The sequence below is a fragment of the Faecalibacterium hominis (ex Afrizal et al. 2022) genome (genome assembly GCF_049545105.1).
Classification (GTDB): domain Bacteria; phylum Bacillota; class Clostridia; order Oscillospirales; family Ruminococcaceae; genus Faecalibacterium; species Faecalibacterium duncaniae.
Genome location: NZ_CP186860.1, coordinates 512,066 through 538,776, shown reverse-complemented (window position 1 = coordinate 538,776; position 26,711 = coordinate 512,066). Strand labels below are relative to the sequence as shown.

At 58.7% G+C, this 26,711-nt stretch carries 26 protein-coding genes; all 26 read left to right on the top strand.

Annotated features, from left to right (window positions below; genetic code table 11):
- Positions 1 to 10: 10 nt before the first annotated feature.
- Positions 11 to 931 carry a tRNA (adenosine(37)-N6)-dimethylallyltransferase MiaA gene (gene miaA, locus ACKXGA_RS02745; protein WP_423730381.1) on the top strand — a complete coding sequence of 307 codons (921 nt, stop codon included), beginning with the start codon at positions 11 to 13 and terminating at the stop codon, positions 929 to 931.
- 5 nt (positions 932 to 936) lie between these two features.
- On the top strand, positions 937 to 2,244 hold the full coding sequence (locus ACKXGA_RS02740; protein ID WP_423730030.1) for an HlyD family efflux transporter periplasmic adaptor subunit: 1,308 nt from the start codon (positions 937 to 939) through the stop codon (positions 2,242 to 2,244).
- Between the two features lie 107 nt (positions 2,245 to 2,351).
- Positions 2,352 to 2,816, top strand: a complete 465-nt coding sequence (locus ACKXGA_RS02735) for a cell division protein SepF (protein WP_035394461.1) — start codon at positions 2,352 to 2,354, stop codon at positions 2,814 to 2,816.
- Positions 2,800 to 3,621 carry an RNA-binding protein gene (locus ACKXGA_RS02730; RefSeq protein WP_423730029.1) on the top strand — a complete coding sequence of 274 codons (822 nt, stop codon included), beginning with the start codon at positions 2,800 to 2,802 and terminating at the stop codon, positions 3,619 to 3,621. Before ACKXGA_RS02735 ends, ACKXGA_RS02730 begins: the two co-directional genes overlap by 17 nt.
- A gap of 21 nt (positions 3,622 to 3,642) precedes the next feature.
- Positions 3,643 to 4,440 carry a DivIVA domain-containing protein gene (locus ACKXGA_RS02725; protein WP_423730028.1) on the top strand — a complete coding sequence of 266 codons (798 nt, stop codon included), beginning with the start codon at positions 3,643 to 3,645 and terminating at the stop codon, positions 4,438 to 4,440.
- Positions 4,441 to 4,479: 39 nt separating this feature from the next.
- Positions 4,480 to 7,272, top strand: coding sequence for an isoleucine--tRNA ligase (ileS, locus tag ACKXGA_RS02720; RefSeq protein WP_423730027.1), 2,793 nt, complete (start codon positions 4,480 to 4,482; stop codon positions 7,270 to 7,272).
- A gap of 101 nt (positions 7,273 to 7,373) precedes the next feature.
- On the top strand, positions 7,374 to 7,859 hold the full coding sequence (gene lspA, locus ACKXGA_RS02715) for a signal peptidase II (RefSeq protein ID WP_097771174.1): 486 nt from the start codon (positions 7,374 to 7,376) through the stop codon (positions 7,857 to 7,859).
- Positions 7,860 to 7,862: 3 nt separating this feature from the next.
- A complete protein-coding gene (locus ACKXGA_RS02710; RefSeq protein WP_097771932.1) occupies positions 7,863 to 8,807 on the top strand; it encodes an RluA family pseudouridine synthase in 945 nt (314 codons plus the stop codon).
- The gene (locus ACKXGA_RS02705; RefSeq protein WP_423730026.1) at positions 8,804 to 9,640 is read left to right on the top strand and encodes an HAD hydrolase family protein; all 837 of its coding nucleotides are present in this window, start codon (positions 8,804 to 8,806) and stop codon (positions 9,638 to 9,640) included. The genes ACKXGA_RS02710 and ACKXGA_RS02705 overlap by 4 nt, the downstream gene beginning before the upstream one ends.
- Positions 9,641 to 9,711: 71 nt before the next feature.
- A complete protein-coding gene (locus tag ACKXGA_RS02700) occupies positions 9,712 to 10,062 on the top strand; it encodes a ComEA family DNA-binding protein (protein ID WP_423730025.1) in 351 nt (116 codons plus the stop codon).
- A 48-nt stretch (positions 10,063 to 10,110) separates the two neighbouring features.
- Positions 10,111 to 12,432: a polyphosphate kinase 1 gene (gene ppk1 / locus ACKXGA_RS02695; protein WP_423730024.1), complete on the top strand. Its 2,322-nt coding sequence runs from the start codon at positions 10,111 to 10,113 to the stop codon at positions 12,430 to 12,432.
- A 97-nt stretch (positions 12,433 to 12,529) separates the two neighbouring features.
- A complete protein-coding gene (locus ACKXGA_RS02690) occupies positions 12,530 to 13,093 on the top strand; it encodes a M23 family metallopeptidase (RefSeq protein ID WP_423730023.1) in 564 nt (187 codons plus the stop codon).
- Positions 13,093 to 13,575 (top strand): peptidase, encoded by a 483-nt coding sequence (locus ACKXGA_RS02685; protein ID WP_423730022.1) that lies wholly within the window; start codon positions 13,093 to 13,095, stop codon positions 13,573 to 13,575. The genes ACKXGA_RS02690 and ACKXGA_RS02685 overlap by 1 nt, the downstream gene beginning before the upstream one ends.
- 40 nt (positions 13,576 to 13,615) lie before the next feature.
- Positions 13,616 to 15,478 carry a TIGR03960 family B12-binding radical SAM protein gene (locus ACKXGA_RS02680; RefSeq protein ID WP_097771167.1) on the top strand — a complete coding sequence of 621 codons (1,863 nt, stop codon included), beginning with the start codon at positions 13,616 to 13,618 and terminating at the stop codon, positions 15,476 to 15,478.
- Positions 15,453 to 16,097 carry a TIGR03936 family radical SAM-associated protein gene (locus ACKXGA_RS02675; protein WP_097771166.1) on the top strand — a complete coding sequence of 215 codons (645 nt, stop codon included), beginning with the start codon at positions 15,453 to 15,455 and terminating at the stop codon, positions 16,095 to 16,097. Before ACKXGA_RS02680 ends, ACKXGA_RS02675 begins: the two co-directional genes overlap by 26 nt.
- 215 nt (positions 16,098 to 16,312) lie before the next feature.
- A complete protein-coding gene (gene rplS / locus ACKXGA_RS02670) occupies positions 16,313 to 16,654 on the top strand; it encodes a 50S ribosomal protein L19 (RefSeq protein WP_035394456.1) in 342 nt (113 codons plus the stop codon).
- Between the two features lie 92 nt (positions 16,655 to 16,746).
- Complete coding sequence (gene lepB, locus ACKXGA_RS02665; protein WP_097771940.1) at positions 16,747 to 17,298, top strand: signal peptidase I; 552 nt, start codon at positions 16,747 to 16,749, stop codon at positions 17,296 to 17,298.
- Complete coding sequence (ylqF, locus tag ACKXGA_RS02660; RefSeq protein ID WP_154276099.1) at positions 17,295 to 18,215, top strand: ribosome biogenesis GTPase YlqF; 921 nt, start codon at positions 17,295 to 17,297, stop codon at positions 18,213 to 18,215. Before lepB ends, ylqF begins: the two co-directional genes overlap by 4 nt.
- A complete protein-coding gene (rnhB, locus tag ACKXGA_RS02655) occupies positions 18,212 to 18,856 on the top strand; it encodes a ribonuclease HII (RefSeq protein WP_117476162.1) in 645 nt (214 codons plus the stop codon). Before ylqF ends, rnhB begins: the two co-directional genes overlap by 4 nt.
- Positions 18,856 to 19,218: a YraN family protein gene (locus tag ACKXGA_RS02650; RefSeq protein ID WP_117476163.1), complete on the top strand. Its 363-nt coding sequence runs from the start codon at positions 18,856 to 18,858 to the stop codon at positions 19,216 to 19,218. Before rnhB ends, ACKXGA_RS02650 begins: the two co-directional genes overlap by 1 nt.
- 98 nt (positions 19,219 to 19,316) lie before the next feature.
- Complete coding sequence (gene thrC / locus ACKXGA_RS02645) at positions 19,317 to 20,777, top strand: threonine synthase (RefSeq protein ID WP_423730021.1); 1,461 nt, start codon at positions 19,317 to 19,319, stop codon at positions 20,775 to 20,777.
- Between the two features lie 37 nt (positions 20,778 to 20,814).
- On the top strand, positions 20,815 to 21,498 hold the full coding sequence (locus ACKXGA_RS02640; protein ID WP_097771161.1) for a metallophosphoesterase: 684 nt from the start codon (positions 20,815 to 20,817) through the stop codon (positions 21,496 to 21,498).
- A gap of 223 nt (positions 21,499 to 21,721) precedes the next feature.
- Positions 21,722 to 23,038 carry a trigger factor gene (tig, locus tag ACKXGA_RS02635; RefSeq protein WP_005934342.1) on the top strand — a complete coding sequence of 439 codons (1,317 nt, stop codon included), beginning with the start codon at positions 21,722 to 21,724 and terminating at the stop codon, positions 23,036 to 23,038.
- 153 nt (positions 23,039 to 23,191) lie between these two features.
- Entirely contained in the window at positions 23,192 to 23,788 is a 597-nt protein-coding gene (gene clpP, locus ACKXGA_RS02630) for an ATP-dependent Clp endopeptidase proteolytic subunit ClpP (protein ID WP_098922298.1), read from the top strand.
- A gap of 59 nt (positions 23,789 to 23,847) precedes the next feature.
- A complete protein-coding gene (clpX, locus tag ACKXGA_RS02625) occupies positions 23,848 to 25,167 on the top strand; it encodes an ATP-dependent Clp protease ATP-binding subunit ClpX (RefSeq protein WP_097771158.1) in 1,320 nt (439 codons plus the stop codon).
- A gap of 218 nt (positions 25,168 to 25,385) precedes the next feature.
- Positions 25,386 to 26,669, top strand: coding sequence for an aminotransferase class I/II-fold pyridoxal phosphate-dependent enzyme (locus ACKXGA_RS02620; protein ID WP_005934338.1), 1,284 nt, complete (start codon positions 25,386 to 25,388; stop codon positions 26,667 to 26,669).
- The last annotated feature ends 42 nt before the right edge of the window (positions 26,670 to 26,711 follow it).

Sequence of the window (26,711 nt, the reverse complement as noted above, 5' to 3'; positions counted from 1 at the left end):
AAAGCACCCGGTGCTGGCCGTGGTTGGCCCCACGGCTTCCGGCAAGACCGCGCTGGGTGTTGCACTGGCCGAGCAGTTCGGCGGTGAGATTATCAGCGCCGATTCGATGCAGATCTACAAAGGGCTTGATGTGGGCACCGCCAAGGTGACCCCCGAGGAGACTCGTGGCATTCCGCACCATGGGGTGGATATCCTGCAGCCTGATGAACCGTTCAGCGTGGCGGATTACACCGCGCTGGCCGAAGCGCTGGAGCATGAGATCTCCAGCAGAGAGCATCTGCCCATCCTCGTGGGCGGCACCGGGCTCTATGTCCAGAGTTTTTTGTATGGTGTCCGCTTTGCTGCTGAGAAAACGCCGGACGGTTTGCGGGAACAACTGGCCGCAGAACTGAATGAAAAAGGCCCGGAAGCCATGTATGCGGAGCTGCAGGCGGTGGACCCCGAAACGGCGGCGGCCATCCATCCGAACAACCATGTCCGGGTGCTGCGGGCGCTGGAGCATTACCGCGCCACCGGGAAAAAGCTCAGTGAGCAGAAAGCGGACTCACTCCCGCCCGAAAAGCCCTACCGTTCTCTGATCCTTGGGCTGGATTTCCCGGAGCGCGCCCAGCTCTACCGCCGCATCGACCTGCGGGTGGATCAGATGATGGAACAGGATCTGCTGAACGAGGCAAAACGTGTGTGGGAACACCGGGATACCTATAAGACGGCGGCCCAGGCCATCGGATACAAAGAATTCTTCCCCTACTTTGCGGGGGAGAGTGCGCTTGCCCCTTGCGTGGAAAAGCTGAAACAGGCTTCCCGCAACTATGCCAAGCGCCAGCTGACCTGGTTCCGCCACATGGAAGGCATCTGCTGGCTGGATGCCTCGGCCCCGGATGTCCGGGAACAGGCTGCACGTCTCACAAATGAATTTTTAGCGAAAGGATGAGCGATATGCAGGAAGAAAACCGCGAGGGCATCTCCGGCGCACTGAAAACGCTGGCCGCTGTCGTTATCGTGTTTTTGCTGCTGGCGGCATTGTATGTGGGCTATCAGGCAATGCAGGTGCTGTTTCCGCCCAATACCTACGAGACCGCCCTGCTGGCTACGGTGGAGGACACCGTGGATGCCGAAGGCGTGCTCCTGTTTGAGGAAAGCTACGTTGCGGGCGGCGGCACGCTGGGGTATCTGGTGGCAGACGGCGAACGTGTTTCGGCAGGCACAGCGGTGGCTGAGATCTACAGCGATGCAGCGCAGGCTTCTCTGCGCCAGCAGCTGACCCAGATCAATGACCAGATCGACCTGCTGCAGCGCTCCCAGAACACCACTTCGGTGCAGCTGGAATCCCTGCGCAAGAACCGTTCCGCTGCTCTGTACGACCTGATGGATTCGCTGGATGCGGGGGACTACGAGGATACCGATGCGGAGAAGGAAAACTACATTCTGGCCCAGAACAAGCTCTGGGTCATCACCGGCGAGGTGGCCAGCTTCTCTGACCAGATCACCGCGCTGACCCAGCAGGCCGCCACGGTACAGTCCCAGCTGGGCAATCCGTCCCAGATCACGGCCCCGCAGACGGGCTATTTCATCCGCAGCTCCAGTTCCGGGCGGCTGAACGCAGGTTCTGCCGATATCCTTGCGCTGGATGCAGCCAACCTGAAAGCTTACGTCGAATCCTCCCCGGAAATCGCGCTGGATGGCTGCGCAGGCAAGATCGTTTCGGGCTTTACCTGGTACTATGCCGGGGTGTGCTCGGCCAAACAGGCGGAAAAGCTGCTGGGCAGGGACGGCAAGCCCTTGACCAAGAGCGTTGAGATCCGCTTTCCCGGTCAGGCGGAAACGCCCCTCAAGGCAAAGGTCAGCAAGGTGAACATTGATCCCGAGAACGACATTGCCCGCTTCGTCCTCTCCTGCGAGATCATCAACGGCGATGTGCTCCGGCTGAACTGTGCCGATGCCCAGATCATCGTGGGACGCAACACCGGCCTGCGGGTGCCTGCTGCCGCGGTGCACTACCTTAAGGAGGACGGCTCCGAGGCAGAAGGTCAGGGTGAGAACTACATCCCCGGTGTGTACGTGAAGTACGGCAACCTGGCCCGCTTCTGCCGCATCGACCCTGTGGACGATGTCCACCCGCAGATCACAGACGGTGAAGACCTCATCGTTTTGCCCAGCGGAACGGCTGGTTCTGTCAGTCAGGTTCGGCTTTATGACGAGATTATTGTCTCCGGACAAAATTTGTATGATGGAAAACTTTTGTAGTTATTGACATCTGCGGCAAAAAATCCGATAATAGTAAAAGCTATTTGCATCTCTTTTGCAAAAGGCGCCAGGCAGCTGCGGCTGCCTGAATGAAAGGAGCAGATACTATGTCTTTCGTGGATAGTCTCAAAAAGGGCCTTTTCGGCGGTGAGGACGATTACGACGATCAGTACATCGACGACGGCCCCCAGATGGTGAACAACAACAGCGGTCTCGGCGTTGGCATGGACGATGCAGAGGAAGAGCCGGTGGAGGGTGCCCAGAAGAAGAACAAGGTGGTCAACATCCACGCCACCACCCAGCTCAAGGTCGTTCTGGTAAAGCCCGAGCGCTTTGAGGATGCCAGCACCATTGCAGACCACCTGAACAACAAGCGCACGGTCGTGCTGAATCTGGAGTCTACCAACAAGGAAGTTTCCCGCCGTCTGGTGGATTTCCTGTCCGGTGTGGCTTACGCCAACAACGGCCAGATCAAGCGCGTTGCCAACAGCACTTTCATCATTACCCCGTACAACGTGGACATTATGGGCGATCTGCTGGACGAGCTGGAGAACAATGGCGCGTTCTATTGATCCTGCTCCCAGGGCAGTGCGGGGCTTTGTGCCCGCCCGCACCGATGAAGAGCGCTTTTTGATGCGCCATGTAGAAGATCTGGCCCGCGCGGCCGAGGGACGCGGCATTGCCCGCTACTCCGGCTTTTTGAGCGACAGGGAACAGGATCTGGCCCGCGCGGCGCTGAACCGTGCCGATGTGCCGGAGAGCGACCATCATTTTGAGGGCGGCTGGCCCGGGGCAGAGCGGAAGCTGCTCTGCCTGGAGCCGGAGGGCTGCTACCCTGCAAGCCCGCTGTGCTGTGTGAAGCTGACCTGCCGCACCCTTTCCGGGGCGGCACTGCCGGGCCACAAGGATTATCTGGGCAGCCTGATGGGGCTGGAGCTGCGTCGGGAAGCGCTGGGAGACATCGTGCTCCTGGCCGATACACCGGGCACTGCCTATGTCTTTGCGCTGGAAACGGCGGGGGAGCTTATCTGCCGGGAACTGCTGCAGGTGGGCCGGACAGAGGTCACCACCACGCTGCTTTCGCTGGATGAGGTGCCTGAATTCCCACAGGCAGAGCGCAAAACGCAGACAGCCACCGTGTCCTCTTTGCGGCTGGACGCTGTGCTTGCGGCCATGCTCCATTGCGGCCGCGGGCAGGCGTGTGAGTGGATCGCGGCGGGCCGGGTGGAGATCAACCATCTGCCTGCCGAAAGTGCCCACGCCCCGGTGTATGAGGGTGATGTATTCACGGTGCGCGGCAAGGGGCGCTTTGGCCTGACGGCCCTGCCCGGAAAAAGCAAAAAAGACCGATCGATCATCGAGTTTTTTCAATATTGAATGAAAAGGGAGGAAACCACTATGCTGACCCCGCAGGATGTGCGTGCTGCACAGTTTGAAAAGAACATCCGCGGCTACCGGACCGAAGAGGTGGACCGTTTCCTGGATAAAGTAGAGGAGCAGCTGAAGCAGGATGAAGATCAGGCTGAGGAGCTGCGCCGCCAGATCGCTGAGCTGACCGCCGAGAATCAGCGTCTGCACAAGGAAATGGAGAGCTACGAGGCTGACGGCGATATGCTCAAGAGCGCGCTGATCAATGCCCAGCGGATGGGTGAGAATGTCATCCGGGAAGCAAACCAGAAGTCGGAAGAGATCCTGCATCGCGCAAATCTGCGCGGTGATGATATTATCCGTGATGCCAACGAGCTGCTGCAAAAAGCAAGTGACCGCGCGGATGAGATCATCAACGAGGCAAACGAGAAAAAGCTTGCCCAGGAGCGCGAGTATGACCGCGTCCGGCTGGAAGTGACCCGCTTCAAGTCCGATGTGCTGAACCTGTACCGCAGCCATGTTGAGTCTCTGAGCCGTCTGCCTGAGTTCCAGAAGGAGGAGCCCGCTGAGAATGTTCCTGCCGAGGATGAGGCGGCAGCTGCCGAGACCACTGCCGCCGCTGTGACCGAGGAGATCGCCGAGGCACAGCCCGCTGCAGCGGATGTGGATGCTGAGGACGAGACCCCTGCGGATGAAAAGACCAGCGAGGAGTTCTGGGCACAGGACGAGAGCCAGCTCAAGCTCGACCCGCCCCCGGCCCCTGCCGCCGAGGATGAGGCTGCAGCGCCGGACTACGCCGCTTTTAAGGGCGTGAAGTTCAGCGAGTGATCCCAAAGCGTTTTAGTAAATTAGAGGAGTGTGTAACCATTGGCTAAGAATAAGTCTCAGTACGACAGTACCCTGAATCTGCCCAAGACTCTGTTTGAGATGCGTGCCGGTCTGCCCAAGAAGGAGCCCGTCATGCTGGAGGATTGGGAGAAGAACGACCTGTACAACAATCTGATCAAGCACAACGACGGCAAGCCCAAGTTTGTCCTGCACGACGGTCCTCCATATGCAAACGGCAACATCCACATGGGCACCGCCCTGAACAAGATCATCAAGGATATCATCATCCGCGACAAGAACATGGAGGGCTTCCAGGCTCCCTATGTGCCCGGCTTTGATACCCACGGCCTGCCCATTGAGCTGAAGGCTCTGTCCTCTCTGGGCGAGAAGAAGAAGGACATCTCCAAGCTGGAGCTGCGCCAGATCTGCGAAAAGTTTGCCACCGAGCATATCGACATTATGAGCGACCAGTTCAAGCGTCTGGGCGTTATCGGTGACTTTGAGCACCCCTACCTGACCCTGAAGCCTGAGTTCGAGGCCCGCCAGATCGAGATCTTTGGCGAGATGGCCAAGAAGGGCTACATCTATAAGGGCCTGAAGCCTGTGTACTGGTGCCCCGACTGCCGCACCGCTCTGGCTGAGGCCGAGATCGAGTACGGCGAGGACGACTGCGATTCCATCTTCGTCCGCTTCCACGTTTCTCAGGACCCCAACGGTGTGCTGGCAAAGCACGGCATCCCGATGGATAAGACCTACTTCGTGATCTGGACCACCACCACCTGGACCCTGCCCGCCAACGAGGCCATCTGCCTGAACGGTGCCTTTGAGTATTCCTTTGTCAAGATCGGCGAGGAGTACCATATCATGGCCACCGAGCTGGTCAAGAGCGTGATGGATGCCTGCCATATTGAGAACTACGAGATCGTGGGCGAGCCTGTTTCCGGCGCCGAGTTCGAGCTGATGCGCTATCATCACGTCTACCTGCCCAAGGAGGGTACTGTCATCCTGGGTGACCATGTCACGCTGGAAAGCGGTTCCGGCTGCGTCCACACCGCAGGCGGCCACGGCGTGGACGACTTCAATGTTTCTCAGAAATACAACGTGCCCATCACTGTTCCTGTGGACGACGCTGGCTGCCTGACGGAGCTGGCCGGTAAGTACGCAGGTCAGCGTGTTTGGGCTGCCAACAAGACCATTCTGGCCGACCTGACCGAAGCCGGTGTCATCATGGGTCAGGTGCACATCAAGCATCAGTACCCCCACTGCTGGCGCTGCCACAACCCCATCATCTTCCGTGCCACCGAGCAGTGGTTCTGCTCTGTTGCCAAGTTCCGTGACGATGTCTACAAGGCCATCGACACCGTGAAGTGGATGCCTGACTGGGGCCACGACCGCATGAAGGGCATGGTCCGTGACCGCAACGACTGGTGCATCAGCCGTCAGCGTACCTGGGGTGTGCCCATCCCGGCTTTCTACTGCAAGAAGTGCGGCGCTTACCACATCACCGATGCCACCATCAAGGCTGTCAGCGAGCTGTTCCGCAAGGAAGGCTCCGATGCCTGGTACAAGTATGAGGCAGAGCAGATCATCCCCGCAGGTGAAGTCTGCGAGAAGTGCGGCGCTTCCGAGTGGACCAAGGATACCGACATCATGGATGTCTGGTTCGATTCCGGTTCCACCCACGCTGCCGTGCTGGAGGAGCGCCCGGAGCTGAGCTTCCCGGCCGACATGTATATGGAGGGCGGTGACCAGTTCCGCGGCTGGTTCCAGTCCAGCCTGCTGACCAGCGTGGCTGCCAAGGGCTGCGCACCTTATAAGTCCGTTCTGTGCCACGGCTGGGTCGTGGACGAGCAGGGCAAGCAGATGCACAAGAGCGCCGGCAACGGCGTGGAGCCCAGCGAGATCATCAAGGACTACGGTGCGGATATCATCCGCCTGTGGGTCGCTTCTTCCGACTACACTGTGGATGTGCGCGCCGGTAAGAATATCTTCAAGCAGCTGAGCGAGGCTTACCGCAAGATCCGCAACACCGCCCGCTTCATTCTGGGCAATCTGGATGGCTTTGACCCCAACACCGATTGTGTGGCGGATGACCAGCTGCAGGAGATCGACCGCTGGGCACTGGCCGCTTTGGATGACCTGATCGTGAATGCCAAGGCGGGCTACGATGTGTATGACTTCAACAAGGTCTATCACGCCGTCTACAACTTCTGCGTTGTTGCCATGTCCAACTTCTACCTGGATGTGACCAAGGACCGCCTGTACTGCACCAATGGTGTGGGCCGCAAGGCTGCCCAGACCACCATGTACAAGATCCTGGTCGCACTGGACAAGATCATTGCCCCCATCCTCTGCTTCACCAGCCAGGAGATCTGGGACTTCCTGCCCAAGACCGAAGGCATGAACAAGTACGTTGTGTTCGAGGCAATGCCCAAGGCAGGCCAGTACGCTGCAGACGATGCCTTCAAGGCCAAGTGGGCACAGCTCATTGCTGTCCGTGACGAGGTCAAGAAGGTGCTGGAGCAGGCCCGTGCAGAAAAGACCATCGGTGCTTCTCTGGAAGCTTCCGTTACCCTGTACTGCAATGATGCCGTCTATGACCTGCTGAACAGCATTCCCATGGACGAGCTGGCTGACCTGATGATCGTCTCCCATGTGGAGCTGGTCAAGGGCGAGGGTGGTTCCGCCTCCGCTGTTGAGGGTCTGGGCGTTGCTGCTGCACATGCCACCGGCGAAAAGTGCGAGCGCTGCTGGAAGTATTCCGCAGACATCGGTACCCACGCCGCACATCCCACCCTCTGCGCACGCTGCGCAAGCGTGGTGGAAGCATAAGCTTTCCTGAAATAAACGCTGCGGCGCTCCTTTCGAGCAGGGAGCGCCGCTTTTTGGTATCAGAACACAGGCGGCAGCATGCCGCCGTTGGGAGTATTTTTATGGCATTTGTGATCTTCAATCTGCTGTGCGTTGCGGCGCTGGTCGGCCTCGATCAGGCCATCAAGTTCTGGGCTGTCAGCGCTTTGCAGCCGGTGGGCGCAATGCCGCTGATCCCCCATGTGGTGGAGCTGCGGTTCGTGCTCAATCAGGGCATGGCATTCAGCCTGCTCAGCGGTAAGCAGCTGTTTTTGATCGTTGCAACCAGCGCAGCGCTGCTGTTGGTGGCTTATTGGCTGTTCTTCCGCAGCCGGAACAACCGTCTGCAGCAGGCCGCACTCATCCTGGTGCTGGGCGGCGGCATCGGCAACCTGATCGATCGTGTGCTGAACGGCGAGGTGGTGGATTACATCAACCTGCTGTTCATGCGGTTCGCAGTGTTCAATTTTGCAGATATCTGTGTCTGCGTTGGTGTGGCACTCTGGGTGCTGGTCATTTTCCTGGAGGAGCTGCACGAGGATACGAAAAAGGGCCCGAAGGAGCAGTAAGCCATGGAGCAGCGTGAATACATCGTAGAAGCCGAGGGCGCAGGCCAGCGCATCGACCGCTTTCTGAGCGGCGAGGATACCGGCCTTTCCCGCAGCGCCCTGCAGGGCCTTGTGGCGGAGGGCCATGTGCTCTGCAACGGCAAGGCCCCGGCCAAGAGCCTGAAGCTCAAGGCAGGGGATATCATCCTGCTGGAGATCCCCGACGCAAAGCCCATCGAAGCTGTGCCGCAGGAGATCCCGCTGGACATCATCTATGAGGATGCACACCTTCTGGTGGTCAACAAGCCCAAAGGGATGGTCGTCCACCCGGCTCCCGGCAACCCGGACGGCACCCTGGTCAACGCTCTGCTCTGGCACTGCAAGGGCAGCCTTTCCGGCATTGGCGGCGAGATCCGGCCCGGCATCGTCCACCGCATCGATAAGGACACCAGCGGTCTGCTGGTGGTGGCAAAGGATGATGCAACCCACATCGGCCTTTCCCAGCAGATGGCAGTGCACAGCGTGGAGCGGGCCTACAATACCATCGTCTATGGCGGCTTTGCCCAGGATGAGGGCTTTGTGGAGAGCAACCTGGGCCGCAGCAAGACCGACCGCAAGAAGATGGCGGTCTATCCGGCCAGTGAGCCCCACACAAAGTACGCCTATACCGGCTACAAGGTGCTGGAACGGCTGGGCGAGTTCACGATGCTGGAGTGCCGCCTAAAAACGGGCCGTACCCACCAGATCCGCGTTCACATGGCTTCCATCCACCACCCGGTGGCGGGCGACCCGGTGTACGGCCCCCACAACTGCATCACCAGCCTGCATGGTCAGTGCCTGCATGCAAAAACGCTGGGGTTTGTTCACCCCATCACGGGGGAACACCTGCGGTTCGATTCTGAGCTGCCGGATTACTTCACCCGCTTCTTGACAACGCTCCGTCAGCGCACAGGAGGAAATACCCTATGAAAGAGACGACCATTGACCAGACCCTAGTCCTCTGTGATCTGGACAGCCTGCTGCTGGATGCTACAGGCAATCTGCCTCAGCTCCAGCGGGACGTGCTGCAGCTTTTTGCCAGCAGGGGCGGCAGGCTGACCGTTTTCTCTCAGCGCTCGCCCCGGGCGGTCCGCTCTCTGTTGGGCGGGGTGCGGCTCAGTGCGCCCGCACTGGTCTGCGGCGGCACACTGGCCTACAACTTTTCGGAGGGCTCCGGCACCGCGCTGTGCAGCTTTGAGGGGATGGAGGAGTCTGTCCTGAAGAAACTGCCCTCCCTGTCCGGCGTTGGCATTGCCCTGCAGATGCGCGATGGCTCCACCCGCGCTGTGCGGATGAGCGAGGGACTGGTGTTCCACCTCAAGCAGGAGTGGACTCCCTTTGTGCTGAGCAACGCCGCCGATGTCAAGGGCGAGGACGTGCTGCGCATCCTGTTCTATCAGGACAAAAAGCAGATGCCCATTCTGCCCACGCTGCAAAAGGCGTTGGGGGACGCGGCAGCCTTCCTGCATGCGGAGCGCCTTGCACCGGATACGCTGGTGCTTACCCCGGGCCTTGTCTCAGGCAGTGCCATGCTCAACGCCGTCTGCCCTCCCTCCGGCTATGCCGCCGAGCAGCTGACGGTGCTGGCCGGCTGCACCCAGATGCTCGACCTTGTCCATCTGGCGGGGGAGAGCGTTGTGCCTGCGGATGCCGCGCCTGAACTGCGTCTTGCCGCCAACCGGATGACCCTGACTGACCACGATGCCGGTGCAGCGGCAGAGCTTTTGTATGGCATGGTGCGCCGTGCGGAAACTTCTGCGTAAAATCATTGTAAAGCTCTCTGCAAATTCTCCGCAGAGGGCTTTCTTTTTCAGAGAAAGTCGGGTACAATGGGATGAAGAAAGCCATTCTCACAAAAACGGAACAGAGATTTCTGTGGACAGCGGCCCTTGTTTGCGCGGTATGCGTCGCGCTGGCGTTTGGGTTTGCCGTTCCGCGGCAGACAGGGCCGGGCCGTGCAGCCGGGAGTGAAACACCGCTCATCCAGCTGGCACGGGTCGATCTGAACACCGCCGGGCAGGACGCTCTCTGCACCCTGCCGGGGGTGGGGGAACAGCGCGCCCGGGCCATCATCGAATACAGGGAGCAGTACGGGCACTTTGCTGCGGTGGAAGAGGCCGCCGCCGTGCCCGGCCTGACAGAAGCGGTGGTGGAAGAGTGGGATGGGCTTGCTTATGTGAGCTGAAGCGCTGCGGCGAAAGCCGCAGGTCAGGGAAAAAGGGAGTAAACTACTATGAAAGAGGATACGATCTTCATCAACCGTGAACTCAGCTGGCTGGACTTTAACCGCCGTGTGCTGGTGCTGGGCAAGGATAAGAATGTCCCGCTGGCGGAGCAGGTGAAATTCCTTGCCATTTATGGCTCCAATCTGGATGAATTTTTCATGGTGCGTGTGGGCTCCCTGCAGGAGCGCGCCAACCTTGCACGCAGTCAGAAAGATAAGGACAAGCGTGAGAACAAGACCAACATGACGGCCGAGGAACAGCTGAACGCCATCATGCCCAAAGTTGCCCATCTGCAGGAGGACTGCGATAAATACTACGAGAAAGCGCTGGAAAATCTGGATGCCTGCGGCTATAAAAAAGTGGATTTCGATGGGATGGATAAGGAGCAGGAGCGTTTCTGGAAAAAATACTTCCAGAACGAGCTGTTCCCCATCCTCAGCCCGCAGATCGTGGACAACCGCCACCCGTTCCCATTCCTGCGCAATAAGGAAATCTACCTCGGTGCTCTGCTCAAGGAAAAAGAGGGCCAGAGCCTTGGCATGATCCCCATTTCCAGCCAGATGGAGCGGCTGATCCTGGTGCGCCGGGAGGGCAAGACCGAGTTTGCCCTGACAGAGGAACTGGTGCTCCACTATGCGTCCCTCATCTTTGGCAAGGATGCCGTCCAGGAAAAGTGCCTGTTCCGCGTCACCCGCAACGCCGACATTGATGTAAAAGAGGGCATGATGGACCATGATATCGATTACCGCGAGATCATGGCCGACCTGCTCAAGCGCCGCCGCAAGCTGGCCGCTGTCCGCCTGCAGGTAACTCCCACGGCCCCGCAGGAGATCCTGCGTCTCCTCTGCGACAAATTAGAGCTGAGTCATAAGCGGGTATTCGCCCAGAAGAGCCCACTGGATCTGAGCTTCTTCTACAAGCTCACCGGTAAAATGGAGGCCGAGGGCAACCCGGAGCTATTCTATCCCTCGGCCCGGCCCATGCTGCCGCCCCAGGATTATGACCTTGCCGCCGAGGTGGAAAAGCACGATGTCCTGCTCAGTTATCCGTATCAGTCCATCCGTCCCTTCATCGCGATGCTGAAAAAGGCCGCGCGGGATCCGGAGGTCATTTCCATTAAGATGACCCTTTACCGGATGGCGCGGGAATCCCAGATCGTGCAGGCCCTGATCGAAGCCGCCGAAAACGGCAAGGAAGTGGTGGCTCTGGTGGAGCTGCGTGCCCGCTTTGACGAGCAGAATAACATCGACTGGTCCAAGCAGCTGGAAGAGGCTGGCTGTACCATTCTCTATGGCTTTGATGATTACAAGGTGCACTCCAAGCTGACCCTCATCACCAAGAAGGGCCCGCAGGGCTACAGCTACATCACCCAGATCGGCACCGGCAACTACAACGAAAAGACCAGCGAGCTCTATACCGATTATTCGTTCATCACGGCAGATCTGGGCATCGGTGAGGAAGCCTCCAACGTGTTCCAGAACCTTGCCGTGCAGAAACTGACGGAGACCACCGAGAAGATGCTGGTGGCTCCTCTGCGCTTCAAGAGCGTGCTGCTGGACGAGATGGACCGGGTCATCAATGCAGCCAAGCTGGGCCGCCCGGCATCCATGATCCTGAAAAACAACTCCATCTCGGACCGGGATATCATCCTGAAGCTTGAAGAAGCCAGCTGTGCGGGGGTCCGCATTGATATGATCGTGCGCGGCATCTGCTGTGTCCGCGCCGAGGTGCCAGGTAAGACCGAGAACCTGCATATCCGCAGTCTGGTGGGCCGCTACCTTGAGCATGGCCGCATCTACAGCTTCTACGATGGCGTGACCACCCGCATCTATATCGCCTCCGGCGATTTCCTCACCCGCAACACCGAGTGCCGCGTGGAGGTGGGTGTCCGGGTGGAGGATCCTGTCCTCATCCAAAAGCTGAGCGATATCCTGCAGCTGCAGCTGCGGGATAACGTCAATGCCCGGGAGATGCGGGCAGACGGCAGCTATCAGAAGGTGAAAGCGGCCCCCGGTGAGCCCCTTGTCAACGGCCAGATGGACATGTACGATCTGCTCCGGGATGACTGGCTCGCCCGGGATACCGCTTCTGCGGCAGAACCGGAGCAGCCTGAAATAAAGGCACCGGAACGGCCGTCTGAGCCCGAAACGAGACCGGAGCCGATTCAGGTGGCGGAGCAGCCCGCAGAACCAGCAAAACAGCCTGCCACGGTGAAAGCAGCACCTGCTCCGGCTGTGCAGAGCGCACCCGCTCCGCACGTTGTTGATCGCGCGGAACGGCACGGCCACCCCAGCCTCTTCCGGCGGCTCCATGACTGGCTCCGCCGGTAAATACGGAACGAGCACCCTCTGGGAAATCTCCCAGGGGGTGTTTTGGTTCTCAGTGATCTTCCTTCTGCATACACTTTCCAGAACGGAGGGCGAAAAGATGCAGGCAAAACATGGACGAGCAGGGAAACACAAGCGATATCAACTGGCGGCGGTGCTGGCTCTGACGGTGCTGCTGATCATTCTGCTGGCGGGCAGGGTGCTCCCAGTCTGTGCGGGCAAAAATGTCCCGGTGGGAGCCAGCCTGAAACAGGCAAAGCCGGGGCAGACGCTCTGCTTCCCGCTGGAAACCACAGCATGGCGGGTCTCTGACCCCTACGGCTGGCGAAAAGATCCCTTTACCGGGGAAAAAGCCTTCCACCGGGGCGTGGATCTTGCCTGCGGGGAGGGCACACCGGTCCTTGCGGCACTGGACGGCGTGGTGACCGCCGCCCGGCGTGGAGCCGCTTACGGCAACTATGTCCGGCTGACCCATGGGGACGGGCAGGAAACGCTCTATGCCCACATGCAGTATCTCTATGTCCGGGCCGGGGAGGTGGTTGCAGCAGGCCAGCGGCTGGGCACTGCCGGACAGACGGGCCGTGCCACCGGGGCACACCTGCACTTTGAATTTCTGACAGGCGGCATCCGGTATGATCCTTCTGCCGCACTGAGCCTGCCGTGATGCGGCATCGGTTCCGGTACGGGCCGCTTGTGTTCCGGGACCCACTGCTGCTCTGCGGGACGCTGTACGTTCTGCTCTATTTCGATGCAAGCGGGTTTCTGCGGCTGGGGCTGCTGGCAGCATTCCTGCATGAGTGGGGGCACATCGGGATATATCTTGCCCTGTTTGGGCAGTTTCCGGTCATTGAAGTCACCCTTACCGGCTTTTGTATGCGCACCCGGGGCAGGGAAATGACCCTGTGGCAGACCGCTCTCCTTGCCGCGGCAGGCCCTGCGGTGAATTTGGTGCTGGCCGGGCTCTGGATGCTTCGGCTGGAACAGCGGGCCACCATCCGGGCCAGTGCCTTTCTGGCGGCCAACCTCCTGACCGGGGCCTTCAACCTCCTGCCCATCCCGCCGCTGGATGGGGCACAGCTGGCGGCGTGCGGCTGGTCGCTGCTCCAAAACAATGATTGCATTTCCCGGCAGAATCGGGTACAATAAAATGAATGAAGTAAAACTGTTCTGTCAATGGAGGAACTTGATGTTTGATCCCAAGCTGAAAGAAGCGCTGGGCCGGGTACAGAAGCCGGGCCGTTACACCGGCGGCGAACCGGGCAGCGTGTATAAAGACAAAGAAAAGGTGGATGTCCGGTTTGCATTCTGCTTCCCGGATACCTACGAGGTGGGAATGTCCTTCCTCGGTGAGAAGATCCTGTACGAGCTGCTCAACAGCCACGAGAACTGGTGGTGTGAGCGGGCCTTTATGCCCTGGCTGGATATGAAGGCTGAGATGGAGCGGCTGGACCTGCCCCTGTACACCATGGAGAGCAAGGACCCCCTGACCGATTTTGATGCGGTGGGCTTTACCCTGCAGTACGAGCTTTCCTATACCAACATTCTGGCCATGCTCGATCTGGCGCACATTCCGTTCTACGCAAAGGACCGCGACGAGCACTGGCCCCTGATCGTGGCGGGCGGCCCCTGCGCCTGCAACTCGGAGCCCATTGCGGATTTCTTTGATGTCATCCAGCTGGGTGAGGGTGAGAACCAGCTGCCTTCCATCTGCGCCGAGATCGAGCGCGCCAAGAAAGAGGGCAGCGTCTCCAAAAAGGAGCTGCTGCGCCGCATTGCAAAGATCCCCGGGGTCTATATCCCTGCCTTCTACGATGTGACCTACTTTGAGGACGGCCGGGTCAAAGCCATTACCCCCAACGAGCCGGGCATCCCGGCGGTTATCACCAAGGCCATCATCAAGGATCTGAATGAGTTTGCCCCGCCAACGAACTTTGTTGTGCCCATGGTGGGGGCCATCCAGGATCGTGCCAGCATTGAGGTGCTGCGCGGCTGTGTGCGCGGCTGCCGGTTCTGCCAGGCGGGCTTCCTGTACCGCCCCATGCGCCAGCGGGATGCCAGCCTGCTGAATAAGGCAGCACAGGATCTGTGTGCCAACACCGGCTATGAGGAGCTGAGCCTGTCCAGCCTGTCCACCTCCGACCACGGCCAGCTGGAAGAACTGCTGGATGATCTGAACGAGTGGGCCCCCAAGGAGCACGTCAGCCTCTCGCTGCCCTCCCTGCGGATGGACAACTTCTCCCAGAGCCTGATCGAAAAGACCACAAAGGTGCGCAAGAGCGGCCTGACCTTTGCGGCCGAGGCCGGTACCCAGCGCCTGCGGGATGTCATCAACAAGAATGTTACCTGGGATGAGATCGAAAAGACCTGCTCGCTGGCCTTTGCCAACGGCTATTCCTCGGTCAAGCTCTACTTTATGATGGGTCTGCCTACCGAGACGATGGAGGACATCGAGGGGATTGCCGAGACCGCCCAGAAGGTGGTAGATCTCTATTACTCCAACCCCAGGCACGCCAAGGGCAGGGGCGTGCAGGTGACCATCAGCTGTGCCTGCTTTGTGCCCAAGCCCCATACGCCTTTCCAGTTCGTGCCTATGGACACGGAGGAAAGCCTGCAGGCCAAGCAGAAGCACCTGCTGGAAAGCGTCCACAGCCGCAAGATCAAGGTGAACTATCACGACAGCACCACCAGTTTTCTGGAGGGCGTATTCGCCAAGGGCGACCGCCGTCTGGCTCCTGTTATTCTGGAAGCCTACAAACGAGGCTGTTACTTTGACGGCTGGGAAGAGTGCTTCAAGTATGATACCTGGATGCAGGTGTTTGAGGATCTGGGCATTGATCCCAAGTTCTACTGCCAGCGTCCCATTGGGCTGGACGAGGTGACCCCGTGGAGCCACATGGACTACGGTGTGACCCATGAATATCTGGTGCGGGAGTACAACAAGGCCCTTGCCGCCCAGACCACCCAGCCCTGCAACCGCGCCTGCCATGGCTGCGGTGCCAATCATCTGTTAGGAGGTCCCTGCTTTGATTACAGTCAGAATCTCGTTTGAGAAGAAGAATGAGGCCTCCTACATCTCCCTGCTGGATCTGCAGCGGGTGATGCAGCGGGTGCTCAAGCGCAGCGGCCTGCCTGTGTGGCACACGCTGGGCTTCAACCCCCACATCTACATGACCTTTGCCTGCCCGCTTTCGCTGGGGCAGGAGAGCGAGTGCGAATGCGTGGATGTCAAGACCGAGGCTGAGAACCCGGACTTTGCCCAGTGGCAGACCGAACTGAATGCCATCATGCCCACCGGCATCCGCATCACCCATGTGGGCCCGGTGCAGATGAAGGCTGACCTCATCGCCTTTGCCTGCTACCAGATCACCTACCCGGCAGCGGCAGCGGCTGTGCTGGAACAGTATAACGCGCTGGAAAGCGCCCCGGTGGAAAAGCACAGCAAAAAGGGCAAAAAGATCGTGGAGCTCAAGGATCACATCCCGCAGGTGGAATATACCACCGCAGGGGATCGTGTCTGCATGGAGCTCTGCCTGCCTGCCGCACAGGAGCTGAACCTGAATCCCTCACTGCTCACCGGCTTTCTGGAAGAAAAGTTTGGTCTGCCTGCCGCCAGCGCAGGCATCCTGCGCAAGCGCTTCCTGACGGCGGATCGGCAGCTCTTTGCCTGATTTCCCGGGCAAAGAATGCCTTTTGGGCAGAACAGAAAATTTTTGGGATTATTTTGGGCAAATCGCTTGATTTTACGGGCGTTTTGTGCTATCCTATTAAGGCGTTAGTGTCCGCTGATACCACAGCGGGGTTAATGACAATATCATTAAACGGGCGGTCCTCTGACGGCAAGGTGCCGTGCATGAACGTCTAAAAACAAATGGAGGATTCAAAAATGGACGCACTGAAGATTATTTCTGAAGGCAGCATCAAGGCTGAGAAGCCCCAGTTCAACGTTGGCGATACCGTCCGCGTTGACGTTCGCATCAAGGAAGGTGAGCGTGAGCGTATCCAGGCTTTCGAGGGCACCGTCATTGCTAAGAAGCACGGCGGCGTTGCAGAGACCTTTACCGTTCGCCGCGTTTCCTACGGTGTCGGCGTTGAGCGTGTCTTCCCCATCAACAGCCCCTTCGTCGAGAAGGTCACCGTTGTCCGCAAGGGCAAGGTCCGCCGCGCCAAGCTGTTCTATCTGCGTGGTCGTACCGGCAAGGCTGCTAAGGTCAAGAGCGATATTTGATGATCCCCGCGTAAAACCGGGAGAAAAGGGACAACTTGTTGTCCCTTTTTTCTTTATTCCGGGCCAGACAAGATTGTGAGGTGCATCGGGAAATGGAAAAGCATGCTTCAACACAGGAAACTGTGCGCGGACAGAATGTGTTTGAGTGGTACGAGGCGCTGATCTCCGCCGCGCTGGTGCTGGTGCTGGTATTCTCACTGTTCTTCCGCATCATTCAGGTGGACGGCGAATCCATGGTGCCCACCTTGCAGAACGGCGATAAGCTGATCGTCTGGGGCGCAGGCTACGAGCCCCAGCGGGGCGATGTGGTCATCGTGGACAGCTACACGGCCTACGGTAAGCCGCTGGTCAAGCGTGTCATTGCCAAGGGCGGCGATGTGGTGAACATTGATTATCAGGCGGGCACGGTCTCGGTGAACGGGGAAGTGCTGCAGGAAGCCTATATCGCTGAACCGACCTATCTTGGCTATGACGTAACGTTCCCGTACACGGTGCCGGAGGGCACGGTGTTTGTGATGGGCGATAACCGCAACGCCTCGCTGGACAGCCGCTCGTCCTATGTGGGCTGCATTGATGAACGCGATATTCTGGGCAAAGTGCTACTCTGCTTTTTGCCCTTTTCGGATTTTGGGGTGGTAAAATGAACAACGATACCCGCTTTGCAAATCAATATAACATCCAATGGTTCCCCGGCCACATGACCAAGACCCTGCGGATGATGGAGACGGAGATCCAGCATGTGGATGCCAGTCTGGTGCTGCTGGATGCCCGCATCCCACTTTCCAGCCTGAACCCCGAGGTGGAGCGCATTACGGCCCGCAAACCCAAGCTCTATGTGCTGAACAAGGCAGATCTGGCCGATCCTGCTGTGACAGAGGAGTGGATCAGATACTTCCGCGCCGCCGATGCAGGCTGCGTGGCCATCAGCGCCAAGCAGAAGGGCGGTGCCAAGGCGGTGCAGACCGCCATTGAAAAGGAGCTGGCCTCGCTGCTGGAGCGCCGCCAGAACCGTGGTATGGGTGGTGCCAAAACTCAGGTGATGCTCTGCGGCATCCCCAACGTGGGCAAATCCACCTTCATCAACACCTTTGCAGGTTCTGCCCGTGCCAAGGCGGCCGACCGCCCCGGCGTGACCAAGGGCAAGCAGTGGGTCAGCACCGAAAAGTTTGACCTGCTGGATATGCCCGGCGTGCTCTGGAAAAAGTTTGATTCCAAGACCATTGCCTCCAATCTGGCCTTCATCGGCTCCATCAAGGATGATATTCTGGATGTGGAAGAGCTGGCCATGAATCTGCTGGATGAGGTGCGCCGCAATTACCCCGACCTCGTGGCCCAGCGCTACAAGCTGGATGCAGAGACGCTGGCCCTGCCGCCCTACGAACTGCTGGAGGCCATCGGCCGCAAGCGCGGTCTGCTGGTGCGCGGCGGCGAGGTGAACACCGAGCGCTGTGCCATTATGCTGGTGGACGAGTTCCGTGCCTGCAAGTGGGGCCGCATCTCTCTGGAGCGCCCGCCCCAGCGGGACGATCTGGCGGATTTTGCCGAGGAGGACGACGAATGAAACGGCGTTCTGACGAGGAGATCTCTGCCCCTCTGTACGAATATGATGCGGCTATCCGTGCACAGTACGGCTTTTTTGCCGGTGTGGACGAAGCGGGCCGCGGCCCGTTGTGCGGCCCGGTCGTTGTGGCGGCCTGTATCCTTGACCCGGAGAAGCCGGTGTACGGCATCAACGACTCCAAGAAGCTGACCGAGAAAAAAAGGGAAGCCCTCTTTGATGAGATCCTTGACAAGGCGCTGGCCTATAAGATCGTCTTTGTAGGCCCGGAGATCATCGACCGGGATAATATCCTGAATGCCACCATGAGCGGCATGAAGCAGGCTGCGGAAGGGCTGGACATTGTGCCGAATCTTGTGCTGGTGGATGGCAACCGTGTCCCGGCTGCGATGGAGATCCCCGCCCAGCCGGTGGTCAAGGGCGATGCCACCAGCGCCAGCATCGGCGCGGCATCGATCCTGGCAAAGGTCAGCCGTGACCGCTATATGATGGAGCTGGACAAGCAGTACCCGCAGTATCAGCTGGCAAAACACAAGGGTTACCCGACCAAGCTCCATTATGAACTGATCGAGCAGTACGGGATCCAGCCCTTCTACCGCCGCAGCTTCCTGAAAAAGCAGGGCTATTGGCCGGAGGGCAAGTGATGGATCGGGCCGAGACCGGCCGCACCGGCGAGGCTGTGGCCGCGCGGTATTACCAGAAGCAGGGATGTGAGCTGGTAGCCCACAACTACTGCACCCGGATGGGGGAAATCGACCTCATCCTGCGGGAGCCGGACGGCACACTGGTGCTCTGTGAGGTCAAGACCCGCAGCCCCGACCCGCTGGCCGCACCTGCTGCGGCCGTGACCATTGCCAAGCAGCGCAGGCTCATCCGCACCGCAGAATATTATCTCCAGCACACCGGACAGAGTGATGAACCGGTTCGTTTTGACGTTGCCGAGGTGACCCCTCTTGACAGCGGGCGCTGGATGGTACATATTATAAAGGGTGCATTTACCGCGTAATGCGGGGTGCATCGGTGGGAAAAGGCAGAAAACGGCTTTTGCCGCTGCCGCAAACATGGGGCCAATGCGGGTCCCGCTGGCAAAAAGGAGCGACGACAATGCAGTTTTTCAGCACGAGAGATCATAACCGCGTGGTAAGTGCCTCTCAGGCCATTGCACAGGGCCTGTCGGATGAGGGCGGTCTGTTTGTTCCGCAGAGCTTCCCGCAGGTGGATGTCAAGGCGATCTGTGCGCTGGATTACCCCGAGATGGCTGCTGCCATCGTGGGGCAGTATCTGACCGATTATTCGCAGGAGTTCCTGCAGGAGGCCGCCAAGGCCACCTATGGTGCGGCCTTTGGCGGAAAGGCGGGCTATCTGGCCCCTGTTTCGGATGAGGTGTATGCTCTGGAGCTGTGGCACGGCCCGACCTGCGCCTTCAAGGATTACGCCCTGCAGCTGATGCCGAAGCTGCTGGTGGAGGCAAAGAAAAATCTTGACCGCACCGAGAAAACATTGATCCTGGTGGCGACCAGCGGCGATACCGGCAAGGCCGCGCTGGATGGCTACCACGATATCCCGGGTGTGGAGATCGCGGTGTTCTTCCCCACGGGCGGCACCAGTGAGATCCAGCGCCTGCAGATGGTGACCCAGGAAGGCGAAAATGTGGCGGTCTACGCTGTGCGCGGTAACTTCGATGATGCCCAGACCGGCGTGAAGAAGGTCTTTGGCGACCCGGCCATTGCTGCCGAGCTGGCAAAGCGGAACATCCGCCTGTCCAGTGCAAACTCCATCAACTGGGGCCGTCTGGTGCCGCAGATCGTTTACTACTTTGCCGCCTACGCCCAGCTGCTCAAGGCAGGGAAGGTGCGCTTTGGCGACAAGGTGGACTTCTGTGTGCCTACGGGCAATTTTGGCGATATTCTGGCGGGCTACTATGCAAAGCAGATGGGCCTGCCGGTGGGCCGACTGATCTGCGCTTCCAATGAGAACAACGTCCTGACCGATTTCCTGACCACCGGTACTTATACTGCCAAGCGGGAATTCTTCAAGACCACTTCTCCCAGCATGGATATTCTGGTGTCCTCCAATCTGGAGCGCCTGCTCTATCACGTCACCGGCAGCGATGCCGAGGTGGCGGGCCTGATGAAGAGCCTGTCTGAAACCGGCAGCTATACCGTCCGGCCCGAGACGCTGGCCGCCATTCAGGAAAGCTTTGGCTGCGGCTGGAGCAGCGAGGAAGAGGTGGCAGGGGAGATCCGTGCCCGCTATGAGCAGGATGGCTATCTCTGCGATACCCACACCGCTGTGGCCTTCCATGTGGCGGGCCGTCACAAGCGCGAGGGTGTGCCCATGGTGGTGCTGTCCACTGCCTCCCCCTACAAGTTCCCCCGCAGCGTGCTGGAGGCTCTGGGCCACACTGCCCCGCAGAACGACTTTGAAGCCATGCAGGAGCTGGAAGAAGCCACCGGCCGCACTGCACCCGCAAGCCTTGCTGCCCTGCGGCAGAAGGCCGAGCGGTTCAATACCGTCATCGACCCGGAGCAGATCGCGCAGGTGGCGCTGAGCTATCAGGAATAAACCTTGTCCTGCCGGACTTAGAACAGGAGAAAAATGAATGGCACTTTATGTGCTTGGCGATACTCATCTTTCACTGGGCGCTTCCAAACCCATGGATGTTTTTCCGGGGTGGAACGGCTATGTGGAGCGGCTGGAGCGCAACTGGCGCAAGCTGATCAAACCCGAGGACACCATCGTGCTGGCGGGGGATATCAGCTGGGCCATGCGCCTGAACGATACGCGCAGGGATTTTGCGTTTTTACAGGAGCTTCCCGGCCAGAAGCTGATCATGAAGGGAAACCACGATTACTGGTGGACCACGGCCAACAAGATGAACGCTTACCTCAAGGCTGAGGGCTTTGACACCCTGCACATCCTGCACAACAACTCCTACTCTGTGGAGGGGTATGCGCTGTGCGGCACCCGGGGCTGGCTGTTCGATGTGGGAGAACCCCACGATGAAAAAGTGATGAACCGCGAGATCGGGCGCTTGAAAATGAGCCTGGATGCTGCGGAACCGGGGTTGGAGAAGCTGGTGTTCCTGCATTACCCGCCGGTCTACACCGGCACCAGCGCCCCTGAGATCGTGGCCACCCTGAAGGCCTACGGCATCACCCGCTGTTACTACGGCCACCTGCACGGAAACGCCATCCGGTACGCGGTGCAGGGCGATGTGGACGGTATCCGGTATAAGCTTGTCAGTGCCGATGGCCTGCGTTTCTGCCCCTACCGCATCAATTAAAGGCGGGAAGTGTGGGCAAAAAGAACAAAAAGTCAAAATTTGGTCTGGCAATTGTGTCTGGAACGTGCTATAATAAGTTTTGACGCGATTGTTGCACCCAATTGAGCGCGCGCGTCCCCGCATTTCGCAAACAGAAAATACAGGACGCGGTGCGCGGTTGCAGGAGACAGGGAAGAAAACCTGTCCCCAACGCAATAGAATTTTTGAGTGGAGGATACACAAAATGAATTTCATCAAGTGCGAAAAGCTCGAGAAGAGCATGGCAGAGCTGCAGTTCTCTATCGACGCTGAGGCCTTTAAGGGCGCAGTGGCCGATGTCTTCAAGAAGGAGGGCAAGAAGTACTCCGTGCCCGGCTTCCGCAAGGGCAAGGCTCCCCGTTCTCTGATCGAGAAGATGTACGGCGCTGATGTCTTTACCTATGATGCCATCAATGAGCTGTTCCCCGCTGCTTACGAGGCAGCTGTGAAGGAAGCCGGCATCGAGCCTGTTGGCCGTCCCGAGGTTTCTGTGGATGCCGCCAGCGAGACCGAGGGCGTGACCCTGACCGTCAAGGTCGCTGTGATGCCCGAAGTCAAGGTTGGCAACTACAACGGTCTGACCGTTGAGAAGACTGTCCATACTGTTACCGACGAGGCCGTCGATGCAGAGCTGAAGCGCGTGCAGGAGCGCAACGCCCGTGAGCTGACCCGCGAGGGTGCTGCCGAGAATGGCGATATCGCTGATATCGACTTCGAGGGCTTTGTGGACGGTGTCGCTTTTGAGGGCGGCAAGGCTGAGCACTACAACCTGACCCTGGGCAGCGGCTCCTTCATCCCTGGCTTCGAGGATCAGATCGTTGGCCACTCCGCCGGTGAGGAGTTCGACGTGAACGTCACCTTCCCCGAGGAGTATCAGGCTGCTGAGCTGGCTGGCAAGGCTGCTGTCTTTAAGATCAAGCTGCACGAGGTCAAGTACAAGGAGCTGCCCGCTCTGGATGACGAGCTGGCTAAGGACTGCTCCGAGTACGACACTCTGGAAGAGTTCAAGGAGTCCATCCGCAAGAACAACCAGGAGCAGCTGGACAAGCAGGATGACCTGGCTGTTGAGAACGCTCTGGTCGATCAGGTCATCGAGAGCATGGAGGCTGAGATCCCCCAGGCTATGTACGATACCCGTATGGACGAAATGGTCAATGACTTCGCCTTCCGTGTGGAGCAGCAGGGTCTGCGCCTGGAAGACTACCTGAAGTATATGGGCCAGACCATGGATCAGTTCCGTGCTTCCTTCATGCCTCAGGCTGAGAAGCAGGTCAAGATCCGCCTGGCTCTGGAGGCTGTTGCCGCTGCTGAGAACATCGAGGCTTCCGAGGAGGATGTCTCCGCTGAGATCAAGCGCATCGCTGACCAGTACAAGATGGAAGAGGACAAGGTCCGTGAGCTGGTCAACGTTGACGACCTGAAGAAGGATCTGGCAATCAACAAGGCCATCGACTTCATCAAGAGCCACGCCAATATCGTGGAGAAGGCCGCTGAGGCTGAAAAGACCGAGGACGCTGAATAATCCAGCTGCCAAGGCCGCAATTTGCAGGAAACGCTGTTTGAAGCGTACCCTGTAAACAAAGGTTGTTAAAATTGACCGATACGGCCCTGTTTCTTTTGCCGTATCGGTCAATTTTGCAAATAGAATCATTTTTCGTATCAGGAGGCGAACTTTATGAGTTTTGTTCCTTACGTTGTCGAACAGTCGGCACATGGTGAGCGTTCCTATGATATCTTCTCCCGTCTGCTGAATGACCGCATCATCGTTCTGAGCGAGGATGTCAACGACACCTCCGCAAGCCTTGTGGTGGCGCAGCTGCTGTACCTGGAAGGGCAGGACCCGGACAAGGATATCAGCCTGTATATCAACAGCCCCGGCGGCTCCATCAGCGCGGGCATGGCCATTCACGATACCATGCAGTATATCAAGTGTGATGTCTCCACCATCTGCATGGGCATGGCCGCTTCCATGGGTGCCTTCCTGCTGGCAAGCGGCACCAAGGGCAAGCGCTTTGCCCTGCCTAACTCCGAGATCCTGATCCATCAGCCGCTGATCGGCGGTCAGGGCGGCGGCCTTTCCGGCCAGACCACTGATATCAAGATTCACGCTGAGCACATGGTGTATATCCGCGATAAGATGAACCACATGCTCAGCGAATACACCGGCCAGCCGCTAGAGAAGATCCAGCTGGACACCGAGCGCGACAACTATATGACCGCGCTGGAAGCCAAGGAATACGGCCTGATCGATGAGGTCATCGCCCACCGCTGAAACTGAACGGCGCGGGGGAGAGCCCTGCGCGCAAAGACCCAGAATAAGGAATAACAGTTATGGCAAACAACAATTCCGGCAAAAATGAAAAAGACCTGGTGTGCAGCTTCTGCGGCAAGCATCAGGACGAAGTGGAACGGATGATCATCGGCCCCGGTGTCAACATCTGCAGTGAGTGCATCGGCCTGTGTCATGATCTGCTCTCGGATCAGCCGGAGCACCCGGAAGCAAACGGCCGCCCGGGCCGCGGCGCAAGCCGTACCCGGATGCAGGCTGTGGATGGTCTGGATATCAATATCCTGACCCCGGCTGAGATCAAGAACGGGCTGGACCAGTATGTCATTGGTCAGGATGAGGCCAAGCGTGTGCTGGCGGTCTCCGTTTACAACCATTATAAGCGCATCCTGAGCGGCAAAGGTGCGGATGTGGAACTGCAGAAGTCCAACGTTCTGCTGCTGGGCCCCTCCGGTGTCGGCAAGACTCTGCTGGCTCAGACCCTGGCCAAGATGCTGGGGGTGCCCTTCGCCATTGCGGATGCCACCACCCTGACCGAGGCCGGCTATGTGGGTGAGGATGTGGAGAACATCCTGCTCAAGCTGCTTCAGGCGGCGGATTTTGATGTGCAGAAGGCACAGGTGGGTATCATCTACATCGACGAGATCGACAAGATCACCCGCAAGAGCGAGAATCCCTCCATCACCCGTGACGTGGGCGGTGAGGGTGTGCAGCAGGCGCTGCTGAAGATCCTGGAGGGCACCGTGAGCAACGTGCCGCCCAACGGCGGCCGCAAGCACCCCCAGCAGGAGTTCATCCAGATCGATACCACCAACATCCTGTTCATCTGCGGCGGTGCCTTTGATGGCCTGGATAAATACATCCTGCGCCGCACCGATCGCTCTGCACTGGGCTTCGGCAGCAGCCTGAAGGACAACTCCGAGGATGCCCAGCGTGCCCTGCTGCGCAAGGTGGAGCCTCACGATCTGGTCAAGTTTGGCCTGATCCCCGAGCTGATCGGCCGTCTGCCGGTCATCACTGTGCTGGACGATCTGGACGAGGACGCACTGGTGCGTGTGCTCAAGGAGCCCCGCAACAGCCTGGTCAAGCAGTACAAAGAGCTGCTGAGCATGGACAGTGTAGAGCTGGAGTTCACCGACGAGGCCCTCCACGCGATCGCCCGCAAGACCATTGAGCGCAAGACTGGTGCCCGCGGTCTGCGCAGCGTGATGGAAGGCATCCTGCTGCCTGTCATGTATGATGTGCCCAATGACCCCACCATCATCCGTGTCACCATCGACAAGGACACCGTGGAGGGCGGCGAGGCCCATCTGGAATACGGTGCTGTGCGCAAACGGTATAAGAACCAGACCGCCCTGAGCTGATATCTGCACTCTGCAGACAGCAGGGAAGGGATGCCCTGCCAAATGCTTCGGCTTTGGCGGGGCTTTTTTTGCAATTTGCTTGTTTCGCGCCCGGAGTTGCGGTATAATAATAAAGTCTGGATGACTGTGGTGGGAGAACTCTCTGGCAGGAACTCCTGAAACACCCGGCATCGGATACTGTGGGAAATTGGAAGTACGATAAAGGAGTGTGTTTTTCAATGGCAAACTATCTTGAGATGAATCGTGAGGAGCTCACTGCCGAAAAGGCAAAGCTGAATGAGCAGTACAAAAAGTTTCTGGCCATGAACCTGAAGCTGAACATGGCCCGTGGCAAGCCCGGCCCTCACCAGATGGATCTGGCAATGGGTCTGCTGCAGATGAACGATTACACCACCGACGCAGGCACCGATGCCCGCAACTATGGTGATCTTGAGGGCCTGCACGAGGCTCGCGTCCTGTTTGCGGATGTGTTCGGTGTCAAGCCCGAGGAAGTGTTCGTGGGCGGCAACTCCAGCCTGCAGCTGATGTACAACCTCATCAACATTGGCTATGTGTTCGGCTTCCCTGAGTCTCCCTGCCCCTGGTCTCAGGTGGAAAAGCGCAAGTTCCTCTGCCCGGTGCCCGGCTATGACCGCCACTTTGCCATCACTGAGGAGTACGGCTTTGAGCTGATCAGCGTGCCCATGACCCCCAATGGCCCCGATATGGACATTGTGGAGAAGCTGGTGGCCGAGGATGACACCATCAAGGGCATCTGGTGCGTGCCCCAGTATTCCAACCCGGATGGTTATACTTACAGCGATGAGACCATTGACCGGATGGCCAAGATGAAGACCGCTGCTCCTGATTTCAAGATCTTCTGGGATGAAGCTTACATCGTCCACCACCTGACCGAAGAGATCATCGAGACCCCGGTTCTGTTGAATGAGAGCAAGAAGTACGGCACGGAGAACCGTGTGTTCATGTTCACCTCCACCAGCAAGATCACTTTCCCCGGCGCAGGTGTTTCCGCCATCGCGTGCAGCGTTGACTCCATGAAGTATATCTGCAAGCGCTTCTCCGTGATGATCATCAGCTATGATAAGATGAACCAGCTGCGCCATGTCCGCTTCCTGAAGAACAAAGAGGGTGTGCTGGCCCACATGGCAAAGCACCGCCGCCGCCTGATCCCCTGCTTTGATGCGGTCAAGACGGCCTTTTCCGAGGAGCTGACCCCCTGCGGCGACATCGCTCACTGGACGAACCCCAAGGGCGGTTACTTCATCAGCCTGTACGTTATGCCCGGCTGCGCCAAGCGTGTGGCCCAGCTGTGCAAGGAGTGCGGTCTGACCCTGACGGGTGCCGGTTCCGCCTATCCCTACCACAAGGACCCGCAGGATTCCCACCTGCGCATTGCACCCACCTATCCCAGCCTGGACGAGGTGGAGACCGCATCTGATCTGCTCTGCGTCTGCGTAAAGCTGGCAGTCATCGAAAAGCTGCTGGCCGAAAAAGCAGAGTAATCGTTTTATTCTGCAAAAAATCTCCTCCGTGCAGAGGTTTTT